The sequence below is a fragment of the Roseovarius sp. AK1035 genome, from assembly GCF_003288315.1.
Lineage (GTDB): Bacteria > Pseudomonadota > Alphaproteobacteria > Rhodobacterales > Rhodobacteraceae > Roseovarius > Roseovarius mucosus_A.
On the sequence record NZ_CP030099.1, the window covers coordinates 721,610 to 743,392 of the forward strand.

24 protein-coding genes are annotated in these 21,783 nt (G+C 60.1%); 15 read left to right on the top strand and 9 right to left on the bottom strand.

Annotation, left to right across the window (positions count from 1 at the left end):
* The first annotated feature begins 4 nt into the window (after positions 1-4).
* Complete coding sequence (locus RAK1035_RS03500; protein WP_008279539.1) at positions 5-778, top strand: SDR family NAD(P)-dependent oxidoreductase; 774 nt, start codon at positions 5-7, stop codon at positions 776-778.
* Positions 779-935: 157 nt separating this feature from the next.
* Here RAK1035_RS03500 and RAK1035_RS03505 read toward each other — a convergent pair whose 3' ends face one another.
* The 4 genes from RAK1035_RS03505 to RAK1035_RS03520 all read right to left on the bottom strand — a co-directional run bounded on the left by RAK1035_RS03505 (position 936) and on the right by RAK1035_RS03520 (position 3,007).
* Entirely contained in the window at positions 936-1,286 is a 351-nt protein-coding gene (locus tag RAK1035_RS03505) for a RidA family protein (protein ID WP_037296808.1), read from the bottom strand.
* A 68-nt stretch (positions 1,287-1,354) separates the two neighbouring features.
* Entirely contained in the window at positions 1,355-1,834 is a 480-nt protein-coding gene (locus RAK1035_RS03510; protein WP_008279541.1) for a hypothetical protein, read from the bottom strand.
* Positions 1,835-2,133: 299 nt separating this feature from the next.
* Complete coding sequence (locus tag RAK1035_RS03515) at positions 2,134-2,481, bottom strand: antibiotic biosynthesis monooxygenase family protein (RefSeq protein WP_008279542.1); 348 nt, start codon at positions 2,479-2,481, stop codon at positions 2,134-2,136.
* 214 nt (positions 2,482-2,695) lie between these two features.
* Positions 2,696-3,007, bottom strand: a complete 312-nt coding sequence (locus RAK1035_RS03520; protein WP_008279543.1) for an NIPSNAP family protein — start codon at positions 3,005-3,007, stop codon at positions 2,696-2,698.
* An 81-nt stretch (positions 3,008-3,088) separates the two neighbouring features.
* On the opposite strand from RAK1035_RS03520, the gene RAK1035_RS03525 reads away from it, so the two are divergent.
* The 8 genes from RAK1035_RS03525 to RAK1035_RS03555 all read left to right on the top strand — a co-directional run bounded on the left by RAK1035_RS03525 (position 3,089) and on the right by RAK1035_RS03555 (position 13,288).
* Positions 3,089-3,772, top strand: a complete 684-nt coding sequence (locus RAK1035_RS03525; RefSeq protein WP_008279544.1) for an ArsR/SmtB family transcription factor — start codon at positions 3,089-3,091, stop codon at positions 3,770-3,772.
* A 107-nt stretch (positions 3,773-3,879) separates the two neighbouring features.
* Positions 3,880-5,355, top strand: coding sequence for a MocR-like pyridoxine biosynthesis transcription factor PdxR (gene pdxR / locus RAK1035_RS03530; RefSeq protein ID WP_008279545.1), 1,476 nt, complete (start codon positions 3,880-3,882; stop codon positions 5,353-5,355).
* A gap of 239 nt (positions 5,356-5,594) precedes the next feature.
* Positions 5,595-7,370, top strand: coding sequence for a sulfoacetaldehyde acetyltransferase (gene xsc / locus RAK1035_RS03535; RefSeq protein WP_008279546.1), 1,776 nt, complete (start codon positions 5,595-5,597; stop codon positions 7,368-7,370).
* Between the two features lie 3 nt (positions 7,371-7,373).
* The gene (locus RAK1035_RS03540) at positions 7,374-8,534 is read left to right on the top strand and encodes an acetate/propionate family kinase (RefSeq protein WP_008279547.1); all 1,161 of its coding nucleotides are present in this window, start codon (positions 7,374-7,376) and stop codon (positions 8,532-8,534) included.
* 137 nt (positions 8,535-8,671) lie between these two features.
* Positions 8,672-11,491, top strand: a complete 2,820-nt coding sequence (locus RAK1035_RS03545; RefSeq protein ID WP_008279548.1) for a molybdopterin oxidoreductase family protein — start codon at positions 8,672-8,674, stop codon at positions 11,489-11,491.
* Positions 11,488-11,637, top strand: coding sequence for a hypothetical protein (locus tag RAK1035_RS20350; RefSeq protein ID WP_198133556.1), 150 nt, complete (start codon positions 11,488-11,490; stop codon positions 11,635-11,637). Before RAK1035_RS03545 ends, RAK1035_RS20350 begins: the two co-directional genes overlap by 4 nt.
* The gene (locus tag RAK1035_RS03550; RefSeq protein ID WP_008279550.1) at positions 11,634-12,416 is read left to right on the top strand and encodes a 4Fe-4S dicluster domain-containing protein; all 783 of its coding nucleotides are present in this window, start codon (positions 11,634-11,636) and stop codon (positions 12,414-12,416) included. The genes RAK1035_RS20350 and RAK1035_RS03550 overlap by 4 nt, the downstream gene beginning before the upstream one ends.
* On the top strand, positions 12,416-13,288 hold the full coding sequence (locus RAK1035_RS03555) for a dimethyl sulfoxide reductase anchor subunit family protein (RefSeq protein WP_008279551.1): 873 nt from the start codon (positions 12,416-12,418) through the stop codon (positions 13,286-13,288). Before RAK1035_RS03550 ends, RAK1035_RS03555 begins: the two co-directional genes overlap by 1 nt.
* Positions 13,289-13,306: 18 nt before the next feature.
* Here RAK1035_RS03555 and RAK1035_RS03560 read toward each other — a convergent pair whose 3' ends face one another.
* Positions 13,307-13,888 carry a DUF1523 family protein gene (locus RAK1035_RS03560; RefSeq protein ID WP_008279552.1) on the bottom strand — a complete coding sequence of 194 codons (582 nt, stop codon included), beginning with the start codon at positions 13,886-13,888 and terminating at the stop codon, positions 13,307-13,309.
* Between the two features lie 12 nt (positions 13,889-13,900).
* Positions 13,901-14,167, bottom strand: a complete 267-nt coding sequence (locus tag RAK1035_RS03565) for a hypothetical protein (RefSeq protein WP_037296811.1) — start codon at positions 14,165-14,167, stop codon at positions 13,901-13,903.
* 102 nt (positions 14,168-14,269) lie between these two features.
* Here RAK1035_RS03565 and RAK1035_RS03570 point away from each other — a divergent pair, with 102 nt between their 5' ends.
* Complete coding sequence (locus RAK1035_RS03570) at positions 14,270-15,085, top strand: cyclase family protein (RefSeq protein ID WP_037296814.1); 816 nt, start codon at positions 14,270-14,272, stop codon at positions 15,083-15,085.
* Between the two features lie 107 nt (positions 15,086-15,192).
* A complete protein-coding gene (locus RAK1035_RS03575; RefSeq protein WP_008279555.1) occupies positions 15,193-16,002 on the top strand; it encodes an alpha/beta hydrolase family esterase in 810 nt (269 codons plus the stop codon).
* Between the two features lie 76 nt (positions 16,003-16,078).
* Here RAK1035_RS03575 and RAK1035_RS03580 read toward each other — a convergent pair whose 3' ends face one another.
* The 3 genes from RAK1035_RS03580 to RAK1035_RS03590 all read right to left on the bottom strand — a co-directional run bounded on the left by RAK1035_RS03580 (position 16,079) and on the right by RAK1035_RS03590 (position 18,451).
* On the bottom strand, positions 16,079-16,321 hold the full coding sequence (locus RAK1035_RS03580) for a hypothetical protein (RefSeq protein ID WP_008279556.1): 243 nt from the start codon (positions 16,319-16,321) through the stop codon (positions 16,079-16,081).
* Positions 16,322-16,478: 157 nt separating this feature from the next.
* Positions 16,479-17,357: a phosphotransferase gene (locus tag RAK1035_RS03585; RefSeq protein WP_008279557.1), complete on the bottom strand. Its 879-nt coding sequence runs from the start codon at positions 17,355-17,357 to the stop codon at positions 16,479-16,481.
* 134 nt (positions 17,358-17,491) lie between these two features.
* Positions 17,492-18,451 (bottom strand): DUF808 domain-containing protein, encoded by a 960-nt coding sequence (locus RAK1035_RS03590; protein ID WP_008279558.1) that lies wholly within the window; start codon positions 18,449-18,451, stop codon positions 17,492-17,494.
* A gap of 234 nt (positions 18,452-18,685) precedes the next feature.
* On the opposite strand from RAK1035_RS03590, the gene RAK1035_RS03595 reads away from it, so the two are divergent.
* The 4 genes from RAK1035_RS03595 (at position 18,686) to RAK1035_RS03610 (ending at position 21,781) form a co-directional block, all read left to right on the top strand.
* Positions 18,686-19,177 carry an Lrp/AsnC family transcriptional regulator gene (locus RAK1035_RS03595; protein WP_037296997.1) on the top strand — a complete coding sequence of 164 codons (492 nt, stop codon included), beginning with the start codon at positions 18,686-18,688 and terminating at the stop codon, positions 19,175-19,177.
* A gap of 160 nt (positions 19,178-19,337) precedes the next feature.
* The gene (locus RAK1035_RS03600; protein WP_037296816.1) at positions 19,338-20,480 is read left to right on the top strand and encodes a glycine cleavage T C-terminal barrel domain-containing protein; all 1,143 of its coding nucleotides are present in this window, start codon (positions 19,338-19,340) and stop codon (positions 20,478-20,480) included.
* A 29-nt stretch (positions 20,481-20,509) separates the two neighbouring features.
* Positions 20,510-20,959 carry an OsmC family protein gene (locus tag RAK1035_RS03605; RefSeq protein ID WP_008279561.1) on the top strand — a complete coding sequence of 150 codons (450 nt, stop codon included), beginning with the start codon at positions 20,510-20,512 and terminating at the stop codon, positions 20,957-20,959.
* 21 nt (positions 20,960-20,980) lie between these two features.
* Complete coding sequence (locus RAK1035_RS03610; protein ID WP_008279562.1) at positions 20,981-21,781, top strand: enoyl-CoA hydratase; 801 nt, start codon at positions 20,981-20,983, stop codon at positions 21,779-21,781.
* The last annotated feature ends 2 nt before the right edge of the window (positions 21,782-21,783 follow it).

The following is a 21,783-nucleotide window of genomic DNA, read 5'->3' on the forward strand; positions in this document are numbered from 1 at the left end:
GCCCATGACCGACAGCCCAAAAACCGCCGCCCCGAAAACCGCTGTCGTCACCGGGGCCGCGCGCGGCATCGGCCTGGCCACCACCCGGCAATTTCTGGCCATGGGCTGGCGCGTGGTGATGATCGACCGCGACGCCGCAGCCCTACAAGAGGCGGCAAACCCGCTCTCGGGCGTTGATCCGGTGCTCTGCGATGTCTCGCAGCCCGATCAGGTGGCGCAGATGGCCGCCCATGTCACCGCCACCGCCCCCTCGGTTGACGCCCTCGTTAACAACGCGGGCGTGGCCGATTTCGGCCCCCTCGCCGAAACCGATTTCGCCCGTTGGCGCACCGTGATGGACACCAATCTCGACGGTGTGTTCCTGATGAGCCAAGCACTGCGCCCGGCGCTCTGTGACGCCCGCGGTGCCATCGTCAACATCGCCTCCATCTCTGGCCTGCGTGCCTCGACCCTGCGCGTGGCCTATGGTACCTCCAAGGCCGCCGTCAAACACCTGACCCTGCAACAGGCGGCGGAATTGGGCGAATTCGGCGTGCGCGCCAATTGCGTCTGCCCCGGCCCGGTTGCGACCAAACTCGCCATGGCCGTGCATACCCCCGACATCATCGCCGCCTACCACGATGCGATCCCCCTCAACCGCTACGGCAGCGAGGATGAAATCGCATCGGTCATCACCTTCCTCTGCTCACCCGCCGCCAGCTACGTGACCGGCCAGATCATCGCCGTCGATGGCGGGTTCGAGGCGACGGGCATCGGCCTGCCCGCCCTGCGCAACTGAGGGTTTGAAACAGAAAACCCGCCCCGGATCACTCCAAGGCGGGTTCTAATTCGTGGTTCACGCCCCGGGCCTGACCCGGGGCCTCTCGCCCAGCAAAGCAAAGGTCCCGGATCAACCCCGGGACAAGCATCACAAGACGCAAAGACGGGGCAAACCCTTACGCCTGCGCCGCCGTCACGATGAATTCGACCAGATAATCCGGCGTCGCAAGCTTCGCCTCACCCGCCGCGCGCGCGGGCGTGTGGCCCTGCGGCACCCAGGCATCCCAAACCGCGTTCATCTCGGCAAAATCCTTCATATCCGCCAGCCACACGATGGTTTGCAGAATGCGCGTCTTGTCGCTTCCAGTCTCTGCCAACAAGGCATCGACCTGCGCCAGACAGCTTTTGGTCTGCTCGGTCACATTGTCACCGGGCTTGCCAACCTGCCCTGCCAGATAGACGATGCCGTTATGCACAACCGCTTGGCTCATGCGGGGGCCGGTATGAAGACGGGTAATCTCACTCATGGGATGTCCTTTCAGATGTGGTCCTGCCCCTTTTAGGCAGCCCATCCCGCCCGCGCCAGTGCCAATCTCTACATCCACCACCGCGCCCGGTCATGCCGCGCCAACCAGCCGCCCACGCTAAAATGATCCCGGCGGATCAGCAGCACCAAGGCGATCAACGCCGCCAGAACCGCCAGATCAATCACCTGATTGCGGTTTACCGGGAACCCCCGCTCATTGACGGCAAAGGGATCAAAAAACCCCTCCCAGCGCCGCGTCACGGTAAAGAAATGCATGATCAACAGGCTGCCATAGGAAAAATACCGCAGCACCCCCAGCGCCACCAACAGGCAGAGCGCGATCTGCGCGCCGCCCGCAAGGTACACTTGGCTCAGGCTCACCTCGACCCCGTCGAAATTGCGCGCAAGATCCTGATACTGCCCCGGCGTGATGATCTTATGCGCCGCCCACAGGAAAATGAACCACGCCAATCCCAACCGCAGCACCAACAGCGCCACAGCATCGATCTTGTCCTGCGATGACAGAGTAATCTTTTCGTGAAATGCCATATGCACCGATCCCCGTTCCAAACACCCATTGGCTAACGGCATCACCGCATGGGTACAAATCACAGCTTGGCGAAGATTGTGTCAGCCCCTGCACCTTGCTCCTGTTCTACCGCGTCCCTGCGCCCCTCACCATCACGCCCGCGCCCTGCGCCTAGCCGGGGCATGCCAGTCAAATCCTTGGCGCTCGTAATCCTTACCCGAAACCCAGCCACAGCGCCCTTGCGCGCCTCATCTCGCCAGCCCCGTCTCAGCGTTCTGCCGTACCTCTGGCGTCAACACCCGCCACCGTGCACCCCAGCTCAGCCGCCATGCGCCGCACGACTGTCTTCGGGGGCTTCATCCCGCTCATGCATGCCGTAATCCCGGATCACGCTGACCACCCGCAAACGGTAGTCGTCAAACATCACCTGACGCCCCGCCCTTTGCGCCCCGCGATGTTCCGCCAGTTGCCGCCACCGGATCACCGCCGCCTCATCCTCCCAGAACGACAGCGACAAAAGCTTGCCGGGTTGGGTCAGGCTCTCAAACCGCTCGACGCTGATAAAGCCGGGAATCGCCTCGGCCAGCGGGCGCATCTTGGCCGCCATCTCCAGATACGGCTCCTTTTGCCCCTCACCGGGGATCACCTCGAATATCACTGCAATCATCTCACACCCTCCCGCTTGCCTGCGCCGTTTGCCATTACTGCGGTCCTTGGCTGCATACTGTGACCGCTTGCCTTGGCTCTATGCCTTAGCCTATGGCCTCGGCTCTCTTCCACGGCTTTTTGCCTCGGCTTTCCGCTTGGGCGGCACTCCTCCACCATGGCCGCTTGCCCCCGTCTGCCGCCTGCGCACCACCGCGCCAGCCCGACAGTTTCCATCATCCCCCTCCGCTCACCAGCTTCAGGAAAACGCGGTCCTCACGCAACAAGAACCTCTCGCGCTGCGCAAACTCATAGTTCTCGCGCCCCAGCGGATCATCGGCCAGCCGCCCGCGATAGGCCTCATAAGCTGCCAAAGAGGGGATGTTGTAAATGCCATAGGCCAGCGTGCTGCTGCCTTCATGCGGGGCATAATATCCGATCAGATCCGCCCCACAGCGCGGGATCGCCTCACCCCAGTTGCGGGCATATTGTGCAAACTCCTCTCTCTTGGTTGGGTCGATATGATAGCGAATCACACATGTCAGCATGGCACGGCACTCCTTTCCAAATGGTTGCAGCCCCAGATCTACCCGATTGCGCAGCGTTAATGCTTCGGCTACCATCGAACTATGAAAACAGGCCCCGACATCGCCCGCATCGCCGCCCTCATCGGCGACCCAGCCCGCGCCAACATCCTGACCGCTTTGATGAGCGGCAAGGCCCTCACCGCCACCGAACTGGCGGCAGAGGCGGGCGTGACCGCGCAAACCGCCTCCGCTCATCTGGCCCGTCTCGAAGCAGGCGGTCTTGTCACCCAAGCGCGACAGGGGCGGCACAAATACACCCGCCTCGCCTCGGATGAGGTGGCGCATCTCATTGAGGCCCTGATGGGCATCGCGGCAGGCGCGGGCCACCTGCGCACCCGCCCCGGTCCGCGCGACCCGGCTTTGCGCCGCGCCCGCGTCTGTTACAACCACCTCGCGGGCGACATGGGCACCCGGATGTATGACAGCCTGCGCGCACGCGGCTTTCTCCAGCAGGACGACACAACCCTCACGCTCACCGACAGCGGCCACCGCTTCATCACCTCCCTCGGGCTTGACCCAGACCACCTCCCATCGCCCCGCACCGCCATGTGCCGCGACTGTCTTGACTGGTCCGAACGGCGCGCCCATCTGGCCGGGCGCCTGGGGCGTGGCCTGCTCGCGCATATCGAGGCTCTGGGTTGGGCGCACCGCGTCCCCGGCACCCGGATCGTCCGATTCACCCCAAAGGGCGACACGGCCTTCAACGCCGCCTTTCCCACGCCGTGACCGACCTTACAAAATCCCCTTACGGACCTTACACAGCTTACGATCCCCAGCCGCGCACCACACCAGACCAGATTGCGCACGCCATAAGTCCAGTCTAATCTGTCCCCATGGCGATTCCGGTCGAAACCTTTTTTCTCGCCCCCGAGGCTGAGGGCACGCTTCAGGCGCAGATCCAGCAGATGATCGCGCAGGGCATCCTGTCAGGCCGCTTTCGCAAGGGCGAGAAACTGCCCTCTTCCCGCAAACTCGCCGCACATCTGGGTGTCAGCCGCATCACCGTGACCCTGGCCTTGACCGAATTGCAGGCCAATGATTACCTCGCCTCGCGCGACCGTTCCGGCTACTATGTCTCTGAAAACGCACCAGAACCTCCGGCCTTCACAGCCCCCGCACCACGCGGCGACACGATTGATTGGTCCCGCGCACTTGGCCGCCGCTTCACCGGCGGCGATACGCCCGAAAAGCCGCAGGATTGGGCGCGTTACCCCTATCCCTTCATCTACGGCCAGACCGATCCCGCGCTCTTCGATCACGCCAACTGGCGTCACTGCGCGCTACAGGCGCTTGGGGCCAAGGATTTTCAGGCCCTCACCGCAGATTACTACGATCAAGACGATCCTAAACTGATCGAGTTTATCGCCCGCCACACTTTGCCGCGTCGCGGCATCATCGCGCAACCCGATGAAATCCTTGTCACAATGGGCGCGCAGAACGCTTTATGGCTCACCGCGCAGGTGCTCTTGACCCAACGCCGCACCGCCGCGATCGAAAACCCCTGCTATCACGCTCTGCGCGACATTCTCATGCAATCGCGTTGTCACCTCATGCCGGTGGACGTCGACCGCGACGGTCTGCCGCCGGAAAACCTGCCCGATGAGGCCGACGTGATCTTTACCACGCCCAGCCATCAGGCCCCGACCAACGCCACCATGCCCCTTGCGCGGCGCAAGGCGCTGCTCACCCGCGCCGCCGAGATGGAGGCGCTGATCGTCGAGGATGACTACGAGTTCGAGGTCTCCTTTCTCCGCGCACCCCTTCCGGCCCTGAAATCCCTCGATACCGAGGGGCGGGTGATCTACGTGGGTTCCTTCTCCAAGTCGATCTTTCCGGGCCTAAGGCTTGGCTACCTTGTTGGTTCCAAATCATTTATTCGAGAGTGTCGCGCCCTGCGCGCCTCGGTTCTGCGCCATCCGCCGGGCCATATTCAGCGCACAGCGGCCTATTTCCTCTCGCTTGGTCACTACGACAGCCTCGTGCGCCGCATGGGTCAGGTCTTTGCGCGCCGGCGCAGCGTGATGGAGAGCGCCTTGGCTGATCACGGTCTTGACGTCGCCGGGCGTGGCGTTTTTGGCGGCTCCTCCATCTGGATGCAGGCCCCGGATCACATAGACATGGGCCAGATTGATAACGCCCTCCGGCAGTCGGGCGTGTTGATCGAGCCGGGGCATCCTTTCTTTCACGGCACCGACAGACCACGCAATTTCTATCGTCTCGCTTATTCCTCGATCCCTTCAGACCGCATCCCCCAAGGAATTGCCCATATCGCGCGGGAATTGGCCTCGGCCTTCGGACAGGGCCCTTAGGAGATGAATTCAAATATTATTGACTACAATCAACATATTAAATGATTTCGCCATTCATCCATCAGAGCAGCCAGAAAACTATAACTTCCAATTTTTGATACCCCTATTCTCATTTTTAAAATCTTCTGGCCTTACCCTACGTTGCCTTCTGGCCCTAGAAGTAACCCCCACACACCGCTAGTTTCGCTTCAGATATCCCTTTAACCGCCACTGCGCGCCCGATCCAGAGGACCCAGCCGATGAAGATGACCACCGAAGAGGCCTTTGTCAAAACCCTGCAACTGCATGGAATCCAACACGCTTTTGGGATCATTGGCTCTGCCATGATGCCGATCTCGGATATTTTCCCCAAGGCCGGGATCACGTTTTGGGACTGCGCGCATGAGGGCTCTGCCGGCATGATGGCCGATGGCTACACGCGTGCCACCGGCAAGATGTCGATGATGATCGCTCAGAACGGTCCCGGCATCACAAATTTCGTGACCGCCGTCAAAACCGCCTATTGGAACCATACCCCCCTGCTGCTCGTGACCCCGCAAGCCGCCAACAAGACCATTGGTCAGGGCGGCTTCCAAGAGGTCGAACAAATGAAACTGTTCGAAGATATGGTCGCCTACCAGGAAGAGGTGCGCGACCCTACCCGCATCGCAGAAACCCTTAACCGTGTGATTCTCAAAGCAAAACGTGCATCCGCACCAGCCCAGATCAACATCCCCCGCGATTTCTGGACCCAAGTCATCGACATCGAATTGCCCGCAATTGTCGAGTTTGAGCGCCCCTCGGGTGGCGAAGGCGCGATTGCCGATGCTGCCAAACTGCTGACCGAGGCCAAGTTTCCCGTCATCCTCAACGGCGCGGGCGTGGTGCTCGCGGATGGTATCGACGCCTCGCGCCAACTGGCCGAGCGTCTCGATGCCCCGGTCTGCGTCGGCTATCAGCACAATGACGCCTTCCCCGGCTCTCACCCGCTTTTCGCCGGGCCTTTGGGCTATAACGGTTCAAAAGCAGGGATGGAACTGATCTCGCGCGCCGATGTCGTGCTCTGCCTTGGCACCCGCCTCAATCCGTTCTCGACCCTGCCGGGATACGGCATCGACTATTGGCCCAAAGAGGCAAAAATCATTCAGGTCGACATCAACCCCGACCGTATCGGCCTCACCAAGAAAGTAACCGTGGGCATCGTCGGCGACGCCAAGAAAGTCGCCACTTCGATCCTCGCCCATTTGGGTGAAAGCGCGGGCGACACCGACCGCGCCGACCGCAAAGCATTGATCGCACAGACAAAATCGACATGGGCACAACAGCTCAGCTCGATGGACCACGAGGATGACGATCCCGGCACAAGCTGGAACGAGCGCGCCCGCGCTGACAAACCCGATTGGATGAGCCCCCGTATGGCTTGGCGCGCGATCCAATCCGCCCTGCCGCGCGAAGCGATCATTTCCTCCGACATTGGCAACAACTGCGCCATCGGCAATGCCTACCCATCGTTTGAAGAGGGCCGCAAATATCTCGCCCCCGGCCTCTTTGGCCCCTGCGGTTATGGCCTGCCCTCCATCGTTGGTGCAAAAATCGGCCAGCCCGATGTGCCGGTTGTGGGCTTTGCCGGCGACGGTGCCTTTGGCATCGCGGTCAACGAACTGACCGCCATCGGTCGCGGCGAATGGCCCGCCGTAACGCAGATCGTGTTCCGCAACTACCAGTGGGGCGCCGAAAAGCGCAACTCAACCCTTTGGTTCGACGACAACTTCGTCGGAACAGAGCTGGATCAACAGGTTAGCTATGCCGGGATTGCACAGGCCTGTGGCCTCAAGGGCGTCATCGCCCGCACGATGGAGGAACTGACCGACGCGCTCAACACCGCGATCAAGGATCAGATGGAACACGGCAAGACCACGCTTATCGAGGCCATGATCAATCAGGAACTGGGCGAGCCCTTCCGCCGCGACGCGATGAAGAAACCCGTGGCCGTCGCCGGGATCGACCCCGCCGACATGCGCGAGCAGCAGGTCTGACCCATGTCGAAACCCGGCAACAGCGATCTTGTTCTGGTCCTGAATGCCGGGTCATCCTCGATCAAGCTCGCCGTTTTTGACGGCCAGCTCACCCAAGTATTGACCGGGATCGCCGATGGTATCGGCGGCCCCGGCACGCTCAAACTGGGCGACGTGAAAACGACCCAAGCATTCCCAGACCATGCAACCGCCCTGCACGCCATCCTGCAAGCGCTTGAAACAAAAGGTTTTCCAATCAGTCGCTTTGCCGCCGCCGCACATCGCGTGGTGCATGGTGGCACGACACTGACACAGCCCACGCGCATCACCCCCGAGGTGCTCCGCGCGATCAAATCCTGCACGCCGCTCGCGCCCCTGCACAACCCCCACAATATCGCTGCGATCGAGACATTGGCCGCCCTCGCCCCCGACTTGCCGCAGGTGGCCGCGTTCGACACCGCCTTTCACGCGAGCAACCCCGAGGTCGCCACCCGCTATGCCCTGCCGCCTCAGATCGAGGCGCGCGGCATCCGGCGCTATGGCTTTCATGGCATTTCCTATGCCTCTCTCGTTGACAGCCTGCCCGGTTTGACCGGCACGCCCCTGCCCTCTCGCCTCTTGGCCTTTCACCTTGGCAACGGCGCGTCGATCTGCGCCATCCGTGACGGGGAATCTATCGCAACATCAATGGGCTACTCACCTCTTGAGGGGCTGACCATGGGCACCCGCACCGGCATGATCGACGGCAACGCGGTGCTGCGATTGGCCGAGGAGGACGGTATCGCCGCCACCCACACGCTTCTGAACAAGGAAAGCGGGCTGCGCGGCCTCTCGGGCGGCCTCTCGGACATGCGCGCCCTGCTCGCAGACCCATCCCCGGCAAGCACCTTTGCGGTAGAGCATTTCTGCTATTGGGCCATCCGGCACGCCGGATCGCTCATCGCCGCAATGCAGGGGCTGGATGCCGTGGCCTTTACCGGCGGCATCGGCGAAAACGCCGCCCCCGTGCGCGCCCGGATCATGGATGGGCTTTCTTGGCTCGGGGCACAGATCGACGCGCGCGCCAATGCAGCGGGTGACACCCGCTTGCACGCCCACAGCTCTGGCATCGCCTGCTGGATCATTCCCGCCCAAGAGGAACGCATGATTGCAGGCGATGCGCAACGCCTGCTGTCTGACGACTGAGGTGAAAATTGGGAAAAAAGACCGTTAAATTCAGAATTCCCGAGATATGTTTTCAGGAAATGAAAATAATCAAGAAGATGGTCGCGATTGGGTTTCATCTACCATAACGTGACGCCGACAGAGGACAAAGGCCAGCCATGACACATCAGCCACGCATCAACACCTCGCCGCATGTCTCGGATGAGGTGCGCAAAACCACCTGTTACATGTGCGCCTGTCGTTGTGGGATCAATGTGCATCTCAAGGGCGGCACAGTCGCGTATATCGAGGGCAACCGCGATCACCCCGTGAACAAAGGCGTGCTCTGCGCCAAGGGATCTGCCGGCATCATGCAGGTCAACGCCCCCTCGCGCCTGCGCGCCCCCCTGAAACGTGTCGGCCCCCGAGGCTCGGGCGAGTTTCAGGAAATCTCTTGGGACGAAGCGCTGCAAATCGCTTGTGATTGGCTTGAACCGATCCGCAAATCCGATCCTTCAAAGCTCGCGTTTTTCACCGGACGCGATCAATCGCAGTCTTTCACCAGCTTTTGGGCGCAGAATTTCGGCACGCCAAACTACGCAGCGCACGGCGGCTTTTGCTCGGTCAACATGGCGGCGGCGGGCATCTACACCATGGGCGGTGCCTTCTGGGAATTTGGCCAGCCGGATTGGGACCATACCAAGCTTTTCATCCTTTTCGGCGTAGCCGAAGACCATGACAGCAATCCGATCAAGATGGGCATTGGCCGGATCAAGGCGCGCGGCGCGCGCGTCATTGGCGTGAACCCGATCCGCTCGGGTTACAATGCCGTGGCCGATGACTGGGTCGGCATAACCCCCGGAACTGATGGGCTTTTCATCCTGTCTCTCATTCACGAACTGATGCAGGCAGGCAAGATCGACCTCAACTATCTCGCCCGCTACACCAATGCGCCCGTGCTGGTGAATGCCGACCCCAAATCGCCCGAACACGGCCTTTTCCTGCGCGACGCCGATGGCAAACCGCTGGTGATCGACCGGGCCACCGGCGCGCTTACCGCCTTTGATAAACCCGGTGTGCGCCCCGACCTCAGCGCCACACACGTGGCCGATGGCATCACCCACCGTCCCGTCATGCACCTGATGGCAGAGCGCTACCTCGATCCGCAATACGCCCCCGAAGCGGTGGCCGCGCGCTGCGGCGTCACGCCGGACAAGATCCGCCGCATCGCCGCCGAGATTGCTCGCGTGGCGTTCGAAGAGGAAATCACCCTAAATCACGAATGGACCGATTTCCGGGGCGAGACACATCAGACCATGACAGGCCGCCCGGTCAGCTTTCACGCCATGCGGGGGATTTCAGCCCATTCCAATGGCTTTCAGACGGCACGCGCCCTGCACGTCCTGCAAATCCTGCTCGGGACCGTCGAAGTGCCCGGCGGTTTCCGCTTTAAGCCGCCCTATCCAAAGCCCGTCAGCGCCCATCCCAAACCGCATTGCGGCGTGCAACCCGATTGCCCGCTCGACGGCCCGCATCTGGGCTTTGTGCGCGGCCCCGAAGATCTCGCGCTCAAGCCCGACGGCACGCCCGCCCGCATCGACAAGGCGTTTACATGGGAAAATCCGATGTCCGCGCATGGGTTGATGCATATGGTCATCTCCAACGCCCATGCCGGCGATCCCTACAAGATAGACACGCTGTTCATGTACATGGCCAATATGTCGTGGAACTCCTCGATGAACACGCGCGGCGTGATCGAGATGCTGACGGACAAGGATGAGAGCGGCGATTATGTCATTCCCCGCATCATCTATTCGGATGCCTATAGCTCTGAAATGGTCGCCTATGCCGATCTGATCCTGCCCGATACGACCTATCTGGAACGCCACGATTGTATCTCGCTGCTGGATCGCCCGATTTGCGAGGCGGATGCCGCCGCCGATGCCATTCGTTGGCCGGTGATCGAACCTGACCGAAATGTGCGCGGCTTTCAAACCGTGCTGGTGCAACTGGCCAACAAGATGAAGCTGCCCAGCTTCACCGCCGAGGATGGCGCAGCGAAATATACCGATTACGCCGATTACATCGTCAACCACGAGCGTAAGCTCGGCATCGGTCCGCTTTCAGGCTTTCGCGGCGATGGCGCTGATACCGGGCGCGGTGCGCCCAACCCCGAACAGCTGAACCGCTACATCGAGAACGGCGGCTTTTTCGTCAGCCACATCCCAGACGGCGCGAATTACTATAAACCATGGAACATGGCCTATCAGACCTGGGCCGTTGGCATGGGTCTCTTTGACACGCCACAGCCCTATGTCTTTGATCTCTATGTCGAAACCATGCGCAAATTCCAACTGGCCGCTGAAGGGCACGGCGACCGCCAACCCCCAGACCATCTGCGCGCGCGGATCAAGGCCACGATGGACCCGCTGCCGATCTGGTATCCGCCGTTCGAGGATGCGCATGTCGATCCCGATGAATTCCCCGTCCACGCGCTGACACAGCGCCCGATGGCGATGTATCACTCTTGGGGCACCCAAAACGCATGGCTCCGCCAGATCCACGGCCATAATCCGCTCTATTTGCCAACCAAGCTCTGGGAGAAACATGGGTTTAGCGACGGCGATTGGGCGTGTGTCACCTCTGCCCATGGCGAGATTACCGTGCCGGTGGCCCATATGGCAGCACTCAATGAGAACACGGTCTGGACTTGGAACGCTATCGGCAAGCGCAAGGGCGCTTGGGCGCTCTCTGACGATGCCCCCGAGGCGACGCGCGGCTTCCTGCTCAACCATCTCATCCACGAGCTTTTGCCACCCAAGGGTGATGGCCTCAGATGGTCCAACTCTGACCCGATCACCGGACAGGCGGCGTGGTTCGACCTGCGCGTCAAGATCGCCAAGGCCGCCGCGCCATCAGAGGCGCAGCCCGCCTTTGCCCCGATCAAATCGCCGGTCGGACACGGCCCGGACCATCTGGAATGGAAGGTCGGGAAATGAGCGGCAAAACTCTGACATTGCTGGCCATTCTGGCCTTTGTCGCCTTCAGTGTCGGTTCGTTCATCTGGTTCATCGCCACATGGGACAAGAGCCGCGAAGAACCGGTGAGCATCCGGCCCCATATCAATGAGGAGCGCCGCGCATGACAACGCTTCCCGCATCCACCACCCGCAAACTGGGCCTTGTGATTGATCTTGACACCTGCGTCGGCTGTCACGCCTGCGTGGTGTCCTGCAAGGGCTGGAACACCGAAAACTACGGTGCGCCACTGTCGGATCAGCAGCCCTACGGTGCCGATCCGTCCGGCACCTTCTTGAACCGGGTTCACAGCTATGAGGTGCAGCCGCTGGCAACCTCTGCCATGCCGCACCCCGCTGCACAACTGATCCATTTCCCCAAATCCTGCTTGCATTGCGACGATGCGCCCTGCGTCACCGTCTGCCCCACCGGGGCCAGCTACAAGCGGGTGGAGGATGGGATCGTTCTGGTCAACGAGACCGATTGCATCGGCTGTGGTCTCTGTGCCTGGGCCTGCCCCTACGGCGCGCGCGAGATGGATCAAGCCGAAGGTGTCATGAAGAAATGCACACTTTGCGTGGATCGCATCTATAACGAGAACCTTCCAGAGGTAGACCGCGTTCCCGCCTGCGTTCGGACCTGCCCCGCCGGTGCGCGCCATTTCGGCGATTTTGCCGATCCCGAAAGCAATGTCTCAAAGCTGACCGCCGAACGCGGCGGCCTAGACCTTATGCCGGAACAGGGCACCAAACCCGTCAACAAATACCTGCCGCCGCGCCCCAAGGACCGGCTCGATCAACCCAAACCAGTGGGCGAGATCGACATTCTGGCACCGTTCCTGGCCCCCGTGATTGAGGAACCCAAGGGCTTCATTGGCTGGCTCGACAAGACCTTGGAGAAGCTCTGATGCATCCCGCCCCTTCCGTCATCGTCTTTACCACGCTCTCAGGTTTGGGTTTTGGCCTGCTTTTCTGGCTGGGTCTGGGCCTGCCTGCGGTCACGGGCTGGGTTGCCTTTGCCTTTTTCGCCATCGGCTATGCACTGGCTGTGGGCGGGCTCATGGCTTCGACCTTTCACCTCGGGCATCCCGAACGCGCATGGAAGGCGTTTAGCCAATGGCGGTCAAGCTGGCTCAGCCGCGAAGGCGTGTGCGCGGTTGCTGCACTTATGTTGATGGCGCTCTATGGTGCGGGGCTCGTGTTTTTCGATGAGCGCTTGGCGCTCCTCGGCTGGCTTGGTTCAGCGCTCTCGCTTGCTACCGTGTTCACGACCTCGATGATTTATGCCCAACTCAAAACCGTGCCACGCTGGAAGACCCCGCTCACCCCCGCGCTCTTGATCGCGATTTCCTTGGCTGGGGGCGCACTTCTGGCGGGACAGGTCAGCACAGCGCTCATCCTGATCCCGATTGCGGGCGTTCTGCAAATCCTCTGGTGGGTGCGGGGCGATGGTGCGTTTAAAGCCGCGGGCACGGATATGGCGACAGCAACGGGACTCGGGCATATCGGCGCGGTGCGCGCCTTCGAGCCACCCCATACCGGGCCGAATTACCTTTTGCGTGAACTGGTCTTTCAGGTCGGGCGCAAACATGCTCTGAAACTGCGCGGCATTGCCTTTGGTCTTGGCTACGCCGCGCCTGTCCTGCTGTTGCTGGTGCCGTTCAGCCATGCATTGGCTGTGATCGCAGTCATCGCCCATGTCGCCGGGATTGCCGCCTCACGCTGGCTGTTCTTTGCAGAGGCCGAGCATGTCGTGGGCCTCTACTACGGCAAACGCTGAAACGTCGAGGCGCGGTTTTCACCCGCGTCCGACGCTCCATTCGGTGTCATCCTTTTCCTGTCGTCCTTGCCAAAACCGCCGCCAACGCACCCGGATCGCCCATGCCGCAGCAGCGAGCATCAGAAGAACCACGATCTTGACCCAAGGAATGATCCGCACATCCGGCCCCTCGACGGGCCAAATGCTGATGGCATTGGGAAAAATCGAAAAGAACTCAATCCTCCAGCCATAATGGCGCACGACGACCCATTGAGCATTCCCGGCAGCTTTCTTCGACATCATATCCGAGGCTTCGGCCTGTAGGTTCGAGGTGTCGAACTTGAAATAGGGCGGCCAGCCCCAACCCGTATCCTCGTTGCGATAGATCATCGGCTTTTCATTGGCCCGGAACGTCTGGATGAAGAACACATCACGCTCGGTCGCCGAAGGGTCCTCGCCGGTATTGGCATTCGACCAGAACAGCGCATTGTCACCCGGATTGACCCGCTTTTCATAGGTATCCGTAATCCGCACCACGTCATGCTGCGGCAATGTGTAATGCAGAAACGCAATTACACCGGACCAGAACAGCCCCCAGAAAACCCATTTGACATAGACCATCGCGCGGCCCCCTTACATGAAGTTCGTCAGATATATAATGACCACCACCGCCGTCACCGGAACAATATAGACCAGCCAGATCAGCCGTTTGCGCAAAGAGCGCTCATACTGCACCATCCCTGCCTCTATATAGGTAGTCCTGTCGCCGGGACGACCCGCTTCTTCCCAATCAAGCTCCATTTTCCGCCGCCGGGCAGAGCGCGAATACCACGAAATCGCGAGATAGATCACCGTCAGGGCGATCAATCCAAAGATCAGCAACCGCATCAGTGCCACCATGGCATGCCCCTGTTTCCTCTTTGCGACCAAAGCCGCCCCTTGCATAGCGCAGAATCATGCTAGGCTGCACCCCATATGCGCCAAAACCCGAAAGGACATGCCATGTGTGACGCCTGCATCATCAACGCGGTCAAGGACAGGATGCTGTCGCGCCGCAGCTTTTTCACCGCCGCAGCGGGGGCCGGGGCGGCGGCCGCCTTCTCGCCTCTCGGCGGCACGCCTGCTCTGGCGCATGGCCACGCCAAGGTCGAGGACCTGACCCATACCTATGACGCCGATTTCCCCACCTATTTCGGCGCACCCGGCATTTCGACCGAGCAGAATTTTAACTTTGCCGAAAACGGCTTTAACCTGATGACGCTGACGGTCAACGAACACACCGGCACCCATGTGGATGCGCCGCTGCATTTCTCTGCGGATGGCGCATCAGTGGATGAAATCGCTGTGGGTGATCTGGTTGCGCCGCTCTGTGTCGTGGATATCGCTGCCCGCGCCGCACAGGATGCCGATACAATGCTGACCCCCGATGACCTCAAGGCTTGGATTGCCGCCCATGGCCCAATCCCTGACGGGGCCTGCGTCGCACTCCATTCCGGCTGGGGTTCCAAGACTGGCACAGAGGCGTTTCGCGGTTTTGACGGCGAGAAACAGCACTATCCCGGCTTTCACATCGAGGCGGCGCAAATGCTGATCGAGGAAACCGGTGCCCGCTCGATTGCCAGCGATACGCTGTCACTCGACCACGGCCCTTCCGCCGATTTCGCCGCGCATTACGCTTGGTTGCCGACGGGCCGGTTCGGCATCGAATGTCTGGCCAATCTCGACAAGGTGCCCGCCTCTGGCGCGACCATCGTTATCGGCGCGCCCAAACATCGGGGCGGCTCTGGCGGGCCTGCCCGTATCTTTGCGCTGATCTAACCTATAGGGCCCCGGTGCGTTGGAACCGGGGCTCATTCTGACACCTTTGTGAGATGACATCTCAGGCACGGTGGTTAGGCTGACCGCAAGGTATGAGCAGGCGTAGTATGCGCTATTTGGTGGTGATCCTGTGTATGTTCTGGGCTGATCTGGCAGTCGCAACCGAGGGCGCAATTGGCCAATGTCATGCCGAGGTACCCTGTATGCTTGGGGATCGATCATATCATGTGCTCGAGCCGGATGGGTGGGACGGCAAGACACCACTGCCAGTAGTTTTGCATTTTCACGGCTGGATGCGGCAAGGCACGGTCGTGGTGAAACATCCCCGCGTCGCAGGGGCCACCCGACGCCGAGGCGTGCTGTTACTGGCCCCCAATGGCGAGGGCAAAACATGGGATTTCTGGACGTCCCAAACGGATGACGTCGCCTTTGCCACTGCCGTGATCGAGGATGCCGCCCTGCGTTATCCGATAGACCGCGAGCGTCTCTTTGTTTCTGGCTATTCCTTCGGGTCTGCAATGGCTTGGCGCTACGTGTGCGAGAACGGCAACCGCGTTGCTGCCCTGCTGGCGATATCAGGAACACTTCGGCAATCAGAAACCTGTCACCAAGCCCCGCAAGAGATTCGCCACGTGCATGGGACCGCTGATACCGTCATGGACTTTCCGTTTGGCCCCAACGGCGAGAGCACATGGCCGGTCAAACTCTGGCGGGACAGGCTGGGATGTGCCGAACCGGGTGAGGAGCGCGGAGACTGGAGCGTGACAGAGATTTTAAGCTTTCAGCGCATCGCGTGGGAGGACTGCACCGAAGGTCGCGTTCTGCTTGATGTGCATAACCGCGGCCATTTCATCCCGCGCGGCTGGATTGGCAGACAGCTGGACGAGCTTTTGGCCCTGCCATCATCCTATCCTTAAAACAGCAAAAAACGGGCACTTATGCCCGTTTTCTGTATTACGTGTCTCACAACCAGCCAGAAAAGCTGGAATGATCTTAGTTTGTGGTCGTCGTGGAGGACGAACCGTCGCCGCCCGATGCAGCAACTGCACCCACGATGACTGCGCCCGCGACCACAGCAACCGCTGTGCCGGTGGTAATACCCAGACCCAGACCAGCGCCCGCACCTTGTGTCGAGACAAACGGATCAGCATTCGTTTTGGCCTCTTCTGCAAGCACAGGAGCAGCAGCAGAAACAGCCAGAGCGGCAGCGGCGACAAAAGTCGTAATCTTGTTCATTTTATTCTCCTATCCATTATGGACCATGACATCCCAAAAGGACTTAGGGTTGCTTATGCCATAGCTCAAGGCTCAATGGAACCTGAAATTTCGCCATGCGCCTAATCTCGCCCGTAAGAGATATAGTTGCAACGGCAAGATTAATTTTTGTGCAATTTCAGGAAAGTGCCGTGCTCATTGCAGCGATTTCCGCCTCTGCACCTTCGGCAGCAGCGGCATCACCACGCGAATCGAGCCAGAGACAATAGGCGGCCATGCGCCAGTGATAGAAGGCCGCTAGCGCCTGATAACGCCGGATGATCCCCTGCTCTGGATAGGCCGCGAGAAACCTCTGGCGTTCGCTCTCTGATAATGAGGTGCCGCGATAGGCCATTTGCATCGCGGGGGACAGAAACAGGGCGATATCCTCACACGGATCGCCATATGCCGGACATTGCCAGTCTATCAATCGCCAGTCACCCGGATGTCCCACGATATTTCCAGGCACCGGATCGCCATGCAGAAAACAGGAGCGACCCAAAGGCGCAATCACACCAGAGGGACGAAGGCTCATAAAAGATTTGGCTTTGCCCGGGAAACAGCGGGACAGGATATCTTCTGTTTGACGTAGAAGAGCGTCACTCCCATCAGGTACCGCGCGCAGATGCATAGGCCCGCCCATGCCGTGAACCCGGTGCAAAAGCGTGGCAATCTCTGCCACGCCCGTCTGCCAGGTTTGGCCAGGAAAATGGTCGTAGATCACACAATGTCCCTCAGCCAAGGCAAAGTCATCCAACCATCTTGGGGCAAGGTTCAGACTGTCCAGATACCGAAGACTGGCCACCTCAGCGCTTGCATCATTGGGGAACAAGGGATTGTCAGAACCCTTCCCAAAAAGTTTGACAACGAGGGAGAGGCCCCCGGCCTCGACCTTCCAACTCTGATTGGTGCGCCCACCCAAAAGGCGGGTCCACAAGGCATCGGATACGGCAAAACCGCGCTGCAAGAGCGCGGCACGCAACCCGGATTGCGTCGTCTTTGCCGAGTCACTTTTCAAAGGTTGCCACCGTGTCGCCAAGGAAATTTACGCGAAGCTAGAAGGAAGCGGGTGATCCCACAAGAGACGGAGTTTTGAACACCTTGCAAGATAGGAATAGCCATCGCTCTGCCGTTGATAGCCACGGAACGAAATCACAACTTCTCAGGAAAGAGCCAGCCGGACACCGGAACAATGGCGCGCGTGACCACCGGGATCAGGGCAAGGCCAGCCGCTAACCCGACTATTCCGTCCAGCCCCGCCGTCACACCCCAAGTGACAAAGCCGGGCATCGCCCCGACCGCCTCTGCCGCCCATGTCGCGGCATATTTGATCTGCTCATAGGGCAGATGCCAGCCAAGGTCATGCAAACCGTGCACAAGAATGCTCCCCCCGACCCACAGCATCGCAACCGTACCGATAGCCCCGATTCCCGCCAACACACCCGGCATAGACCGGACAATTCCACGCCCTAACGCGCGTGTTGGGGCAAAGTGCCCGGTCGTGCTGAGATGCAGGCCGACATCATCGGCCTTCACAAGCAAAGCCACGGCCCCATAAACCAAGACGGTGATGCCGATGGCCACCAAGGCCAAGGCAGCAGCCTGTATCCAAAAGGTACCAATGTCGATCTGTGACAAGGCGATGGTCATGATCTCTGCGGACAGGATGAAATCGGTTTTGATCGCCCCTTTGACACGCTGTTCTTCAAGATGCGCGGCCTCAAGGGTTTTGGCCTCCTGCGGGCCATGGTCCTTGTGTGGCACGATCAGATGCCAAACCTTCTCGCCCCCTTCGAAACAAAGATAGGCACCGCCAATCATCAAAAGCGGCGTCAACATCCACGGCAGAAACGCATTCAACAAAAGCGCTGCGGGCAGCAGGATCACCAGCTTGTTGAAAAACGAGGCCCGCGCGATTTTCCAGACAATAGGCAATTCCCGCGCGGCAGGCAGACCAGTTGCATATTTCGGTGTGACAGCGGCATCGTCGATGATCACACCTGCGGCCTTGGTCCCTGCCTTGCTCGCCTGCGCCGCAACATCATCGAGTTGCGTCGCAGCCAGCTTGGCGATGGCAGCCACATCGTCGAACAAAGCCAGTAATCCGCTCATGACTTTCTCCGCCTTGGTTTGGGCCGCTCGCCCTAGACCTCTAGCAAGGAAACCACCCCATATTCAACGATCTCTCGCCAAGACTTGGTTGGCCCACGACGATCACCGTCGTTTTTTGAGCAAAAGATGTTGCAATAGGACGACGGGGCGCGGATATGCGCGATACACTCTACAGGGCTTGCGCAGCGCGGCGCGATGACCAATGGCAACCCGGTGGCAAGGGGTTTTAATGGGATGAAACGGCTTGGGCTTGATGCAACGGATATCCGCATTCTCAATGCCGTCCAACAGCATGGCCCCCTGAGCAAGACACGGCTGGCCGAAATTGCCAACATCTCTCCGACACCCTGTTGGGCACGGCTGGACAGGCTCAAAGCGGCTGGATTTATCCGTGGTTATCACGCTGACATTGTTCTCGAAAAGATCTGTGATTTCACCGAAGTGGTCGTGACCGTCTCGCTCACGCATCACCGCAAAGTGGATTTCGATCGGTTCGAGGGGTTCGTGCGTGGCCGGAACGAAATCACAGAATGCATCGCGACCGGCGGCGGAATGGATTATGTGATGCGGGTCATCTGCCCCAGCCTTGCGCGGTTCCAGACCGTGATGGAGGCCATGCTTGCCGCTGAGTTGGGCATCGACCGTTACATGACCTATATCGCCACGCGACGGGTCAAATCCGGTCAGCCGAACCTCGCGATTCTCACGGCCAAAGACGGCAAGTGATCGTTACGACTGCGCAGTCCATACCCGCCCAAAAATCAGGCTGTTCAGCCTGCGCGGATCGTTTTTTCAGACCAAATTGCAGCACTGAATGGCCCTAGAAGATCGCCAGTTTCAGACAGTCCGCCGCTTGTGGCGCGACGGGACAGCAAGGGCGAAAACCATGATGCAAGCAGACGACTTCGGCTTCGGCACCCAGATCCGCAAATCCCCTTATTTCGACGCCACCGTGCGGTGGGGCGCCAAGGGATTTTCGGTTTACAATCATATGTATATCCCCCGCGATTTCGGTGATCCCGAACAGAATTTCTGGAACCTGGTGAATGATGCCATCCTCTGCGATGTGGCGGTTGAGCGTCAGGTCGAAATCACGGGACCGGACGCCGCGCGCTTCGTGCAAATGCTCACCCCGCGCGACCTGTCCAAGATGGCGGTAGGCCAGTGCAAATACATCCTGATCACCAATGCGGAAGGTGGCATTCTCAACGATCCGATCCTGCTGCGTCTGGCCGAAAATCACTTTTGGATTTCGCTGGCAGATAGCGACATTCTTCTGTGGGCGCAGGGCGTGGCGGTACATTCCGGTATGGACGTCACCATTGGCGAACCTGATGTGTCGCCGCTGCAATTGCAGGGGCCGAAATCGGGCCTGATCATGCAAGAGCTTTTTGGCGAGAGCATCATGGAGTTGAAATACTACTGGCTGCGTGAGCTTGAACTGGATGGCATTCCCCTGCTTGTGTCGCGCACCGGCTGGTCAAGCGAGTTGGGCTACGAGATTTACCTGCGGGACAGCGCCCATGGCGATGCTCTGTGGGAGCGGATCATGGCGGCAGGTATGCCGTTTGGCCTCAAGCCCGGTCACACCTCTTCTATCCGCCGGATCGAGGGCGGGATGCTTTCCTATCATGCTGATGCCGACATCAAAACCAACCCCTATGAGTTGGGGCTGGACCGTCTGGTCAACGTCGATATTGAGGCCGAATTCATCGGCAAGGCCGCGCTGCGTCATATCAAGGCGCAAGGGCCGAGCCGCAAACAGATCGGCCTGATCATTGACGGCGCACCGCTCAAGGGGCCGAACACCACTTTCTGGGCGATAAATGTCGCGGGTGTGCAGGTGGGCAAGGTCACATCAGCCGTCTATTCGCCGCGTCTGGAGCGCAATATCGCACTGGCCATGGTCGCGGCAGAGCATGCCAACATCGGTGCCGAGGTCGAGATCGTGACCAGCCAAGGGCCAGTGCGTGCCGTGATGGTGGAACGGCCCTTCTACGACCCCAACAAGAAAATTGCCGCTGCCTAAGCGCGCCCAACCAAAACGAGACCTGATAGATGTCTGACCTCGCAATCGAGCTGCATTGGCAGCGCGCCGAACCTGTGCTGCACACCGGCAAATATTCCAACGCCCATACCGTGCAGTTCAACAACCACCATGATGTGCAAGTGGATGCCGCCCCGGATTGGGGCGGCGATCCCGCCCACACCAATCCTGAACAGGCGCTCGCCTCGGCGCTGTCCAGTTGCCACATGATGACCTTTCTGGCGCTCGCGGCCAAGGCCGGCTGGCCAGTCGCGAGCTATCATGACTATGCCGTGGCCCATCTGGGCAAGAATCCCAAGGGACTGATGTCGGTCACGCGCATTGATTTGCATCCGGTGGTTCGGTTCGACACCGGCTTTACTGTGGATGACACGCACTTGGCCGAAATGCAGGACCGCGCGCACCGCTACTGCTTTATCGCCAACACGCTCGCCGAAAGCGTGGAGATCAACATTCTCTGACCTCTGAAAGGACGAGACCCCATGCAGAAAAGCGACATCCTTCTTTGTGACCTCGACGGCGCAGGTATCCTGCGCCTGACGCTCAATGACGTGGGACGGCGCAATGCGCTGTCCGAGGCGATGCTGGCGGAACTGGGTCGGGTCTTTCGAGAGGCCGGGAATGATCCTGCGGTGCGGGTCATCATTTTGGCGGCAAACGGGCCCGCGTTCTGCGCGGGCCACGATCTCAAGGAAATGACGGCTGGGCGCGCCAACCCTGACCGGGGGCGCGCCTATTTCACCACGGTGATGGCACTTTGTTCCGGCGTGATGCAATCCATCGTCACTTGCCCCAAGCCGGTGATTGCCGAGGTGACAGGCATCGCCACCGCTGCGGGATGTCAGTTGGTCGCAAGCTGCGATCTGGCGGTTGCGGCGGAAACCGCCCAATTCAGCACGCCCGGTGTGCATATCGGCCTTTTCTGCTCGACACCGATGGTGGCCTTGTCGCGCAATGTGGCGGGCAAACATGCGATGGAACTGTTGCTCACCGGCGATATGATCCCGGCACCGCGGGCGGCGGAAATGGGCCTCATCAACCATGCGGTTTCCCCTGAGGACTTGCAGTCCGCTACGATGGCCATGGCCCGCAAGATCGCGTCGAAATCAAGCATGACCCTCGCGACCGGCAAGCGCGCCTTTTACGCACAGCGCGAGATGACCCTTTCAGATGCCTATGCCTATGCCTCTGCCGTGATGGTGGACAATATGCTGGCGCACGACGCCCAAGAGGGCATCGGTGCCTTTATCGAGAAACGCGCGCCCCAATGGCAGGATGCCTGACC

What these genes read in the sequence shown, in the direction of transcription:
- RAK1035_RS03500 (WP_008279539.1), top strand. Translation starts at nt 5, where the DNA reads ATGACCGACAGCCCAAAAACCGCCGCCCCGAAAACCGCTGTCGTCACC.
- RAK1035_RS03505 (WP_037296808.1), bottom strand. Translation starts at nt 1,286, where the DNA reads ATGAGTGAGATTACCCGTCTTCATACCGGCCCCCGCATGAGCCAAGCG.
- RAK1035_RS03510 (WP_008279541.1), bottom strand. Translation starts at nt 1,834, where the DNA reads ATGGCATTTCACGAAAAGATTACTCTGTCATCGCAGGACAAGATCGAT.
- RAK1035_RS03515 (WP_008279542.1), bottom strand. Translation starts at nt 2,481, where the DNA reads ATGATTGCAGTGATATTCGAGGTGATCCCCGGTGAGGGGCAAAAGGAG.
- RAK1035_RS03520 (WP_008279543.1), bottom strand. Translation starts at nt 3,007, where the DNA reads ATGCTGACATGTGTGATTCGCTATCATATCGACCCAACCAAGAGAGAG.
- RAK1035_RS03525 (WP_008279544.1), top strand. Translation starts at nt 3,089, where the DNA reads ATGAAAACAGGCCCCGACATCGCCCGCATCGCCGCCCTCATCGGCGAC.
- pdxR (WP_008279545.1), top strand. Translation starts at nt 3,880, where the DNA reads ATGGCGATTCCGGTCGAAACCTTTTTTCTCGCCCCCGAGGCTGAGGGC.
- xsc (WP_008279546.1), top strand. Translation starts at nt 5,595, where the DNA reads ATGAAGATGACCACCGAAGAGGCCTTTGTCAAAACCCTGCAACTGCAT.
- RAK1035_RS03540 (WP_008279547.1), top strand. Translation starts at nt 7,374, where the DNA reads ATGTCGAAACCCGGCAACAGCGATCTTGTTCTGGTCCTGAATGCCGGG.
- RAK1035_RS03545 (WP_008279548.1), top strand. Translation starts at nt 8,672, where the DNA reads ATGACACATCAGCCACGCATCAACACCTCGCCGCATGTCTCGGATGAG.
- RAK1035_RS20350 (WP_198133556.1), top strand. Translation starts at nt 11,488, where the DNA reads ATGAGCGGCAAAACTCTGACATTGCTGGCCATTCTGGCCTTTGTCGCC.
- RAK1035_RS03550 (WP_008279550.1), top strand. Translation starts at nt 11,634, where the DNA reads ATGACAACGCTTCCCGCATCCACCACCCGCAAACTGGGCCTTGTGATT.
- RAK1035_RS03555 (WP_008279551.1), top strand. Translation starts at nt 12,416, where the DNA reads ATGCATCCCGCCCCTTCCGTCATCGTCTTTACCACGCTCTCAGGTTTG.
- RAK1035_RS03560 (WP_008279552.1), bottom strand. Translation starts at nt 13,888, where the DNA reads ATGGTCTATGTCAAATGGGTTTTCTGGGGGCTGTTCTGGTCCGGTGTA.
- RAK1035_RS03565 (WP_037296811.1), bottom strand. Translation starts at nt 14,167, where the DNA reads ATGGTGGCACTGATGCGGTTGCTGATCTTTGGATTGATCGCCCTGACG.
- RAK1035_RS03570 (WP_037296814.1), top strand. Translation starts at nt 14,270, where the DNA reads ATGTGTGACGCCTGCATCATCAACGCGGTCAAGGACAGGATGCTGTCG.
- RAK1035_RS03575 (WP_008279555.1), top strand. Translation starts at nt 15,193, where the DNA reads ATGCGCTATTTGGTGGTGATCCTGTGTATGTTCTGGGCTGATCTGGCA.
- RAK1035_RS03580 (WP_008279556.1), bottom strand. Translation starts at nt 16,321, where the DNA reads ATGAACAAGATTACGACTTTTGTCGCCGCTGCCGCTCTGGCTGTTTCT.
- RAK1035_RS03590 (WP_008279558.1), bottom strand. Translation starts at nt 18,451, where the DNA reads ATGAGCGGATTACTGGCTTTGTTCGACGATGTGGCTGCCATCGCCAAG.
- RAK1035_RS03595 (WP_037296997.1), top strand. Translation starts at nt 18,686, where the DNA reads ATGAAACGGCTTGGGCTTGATGCAACGGATATCCGCATTCTCAATGCC.
- RAK1035_RS03600 (WP_037296816.1), top strand. Translation starts at nt 19,338, where the DNA reads ATGATGCAAGCAGACGACTTCGGCTTCGGCACCCAGATCCGCAAATCC.
- RAK1035_RS03605 (WP_008279561.1), top strand. Translation starts at nt 20,510, where the DNA reads ATGTCTGACCTCGCAATCGAGCTGCATTGGCAGCGCGCCGAACCTGTG.
- RAK1035_RS03610 (WP_008279562.1), top strand. Translation starts at nt 20,981, where the DNA reads ATGCAGAAAAGCGACATCCTTCTTTGTGACCTCGACGGCGCAGGTATC.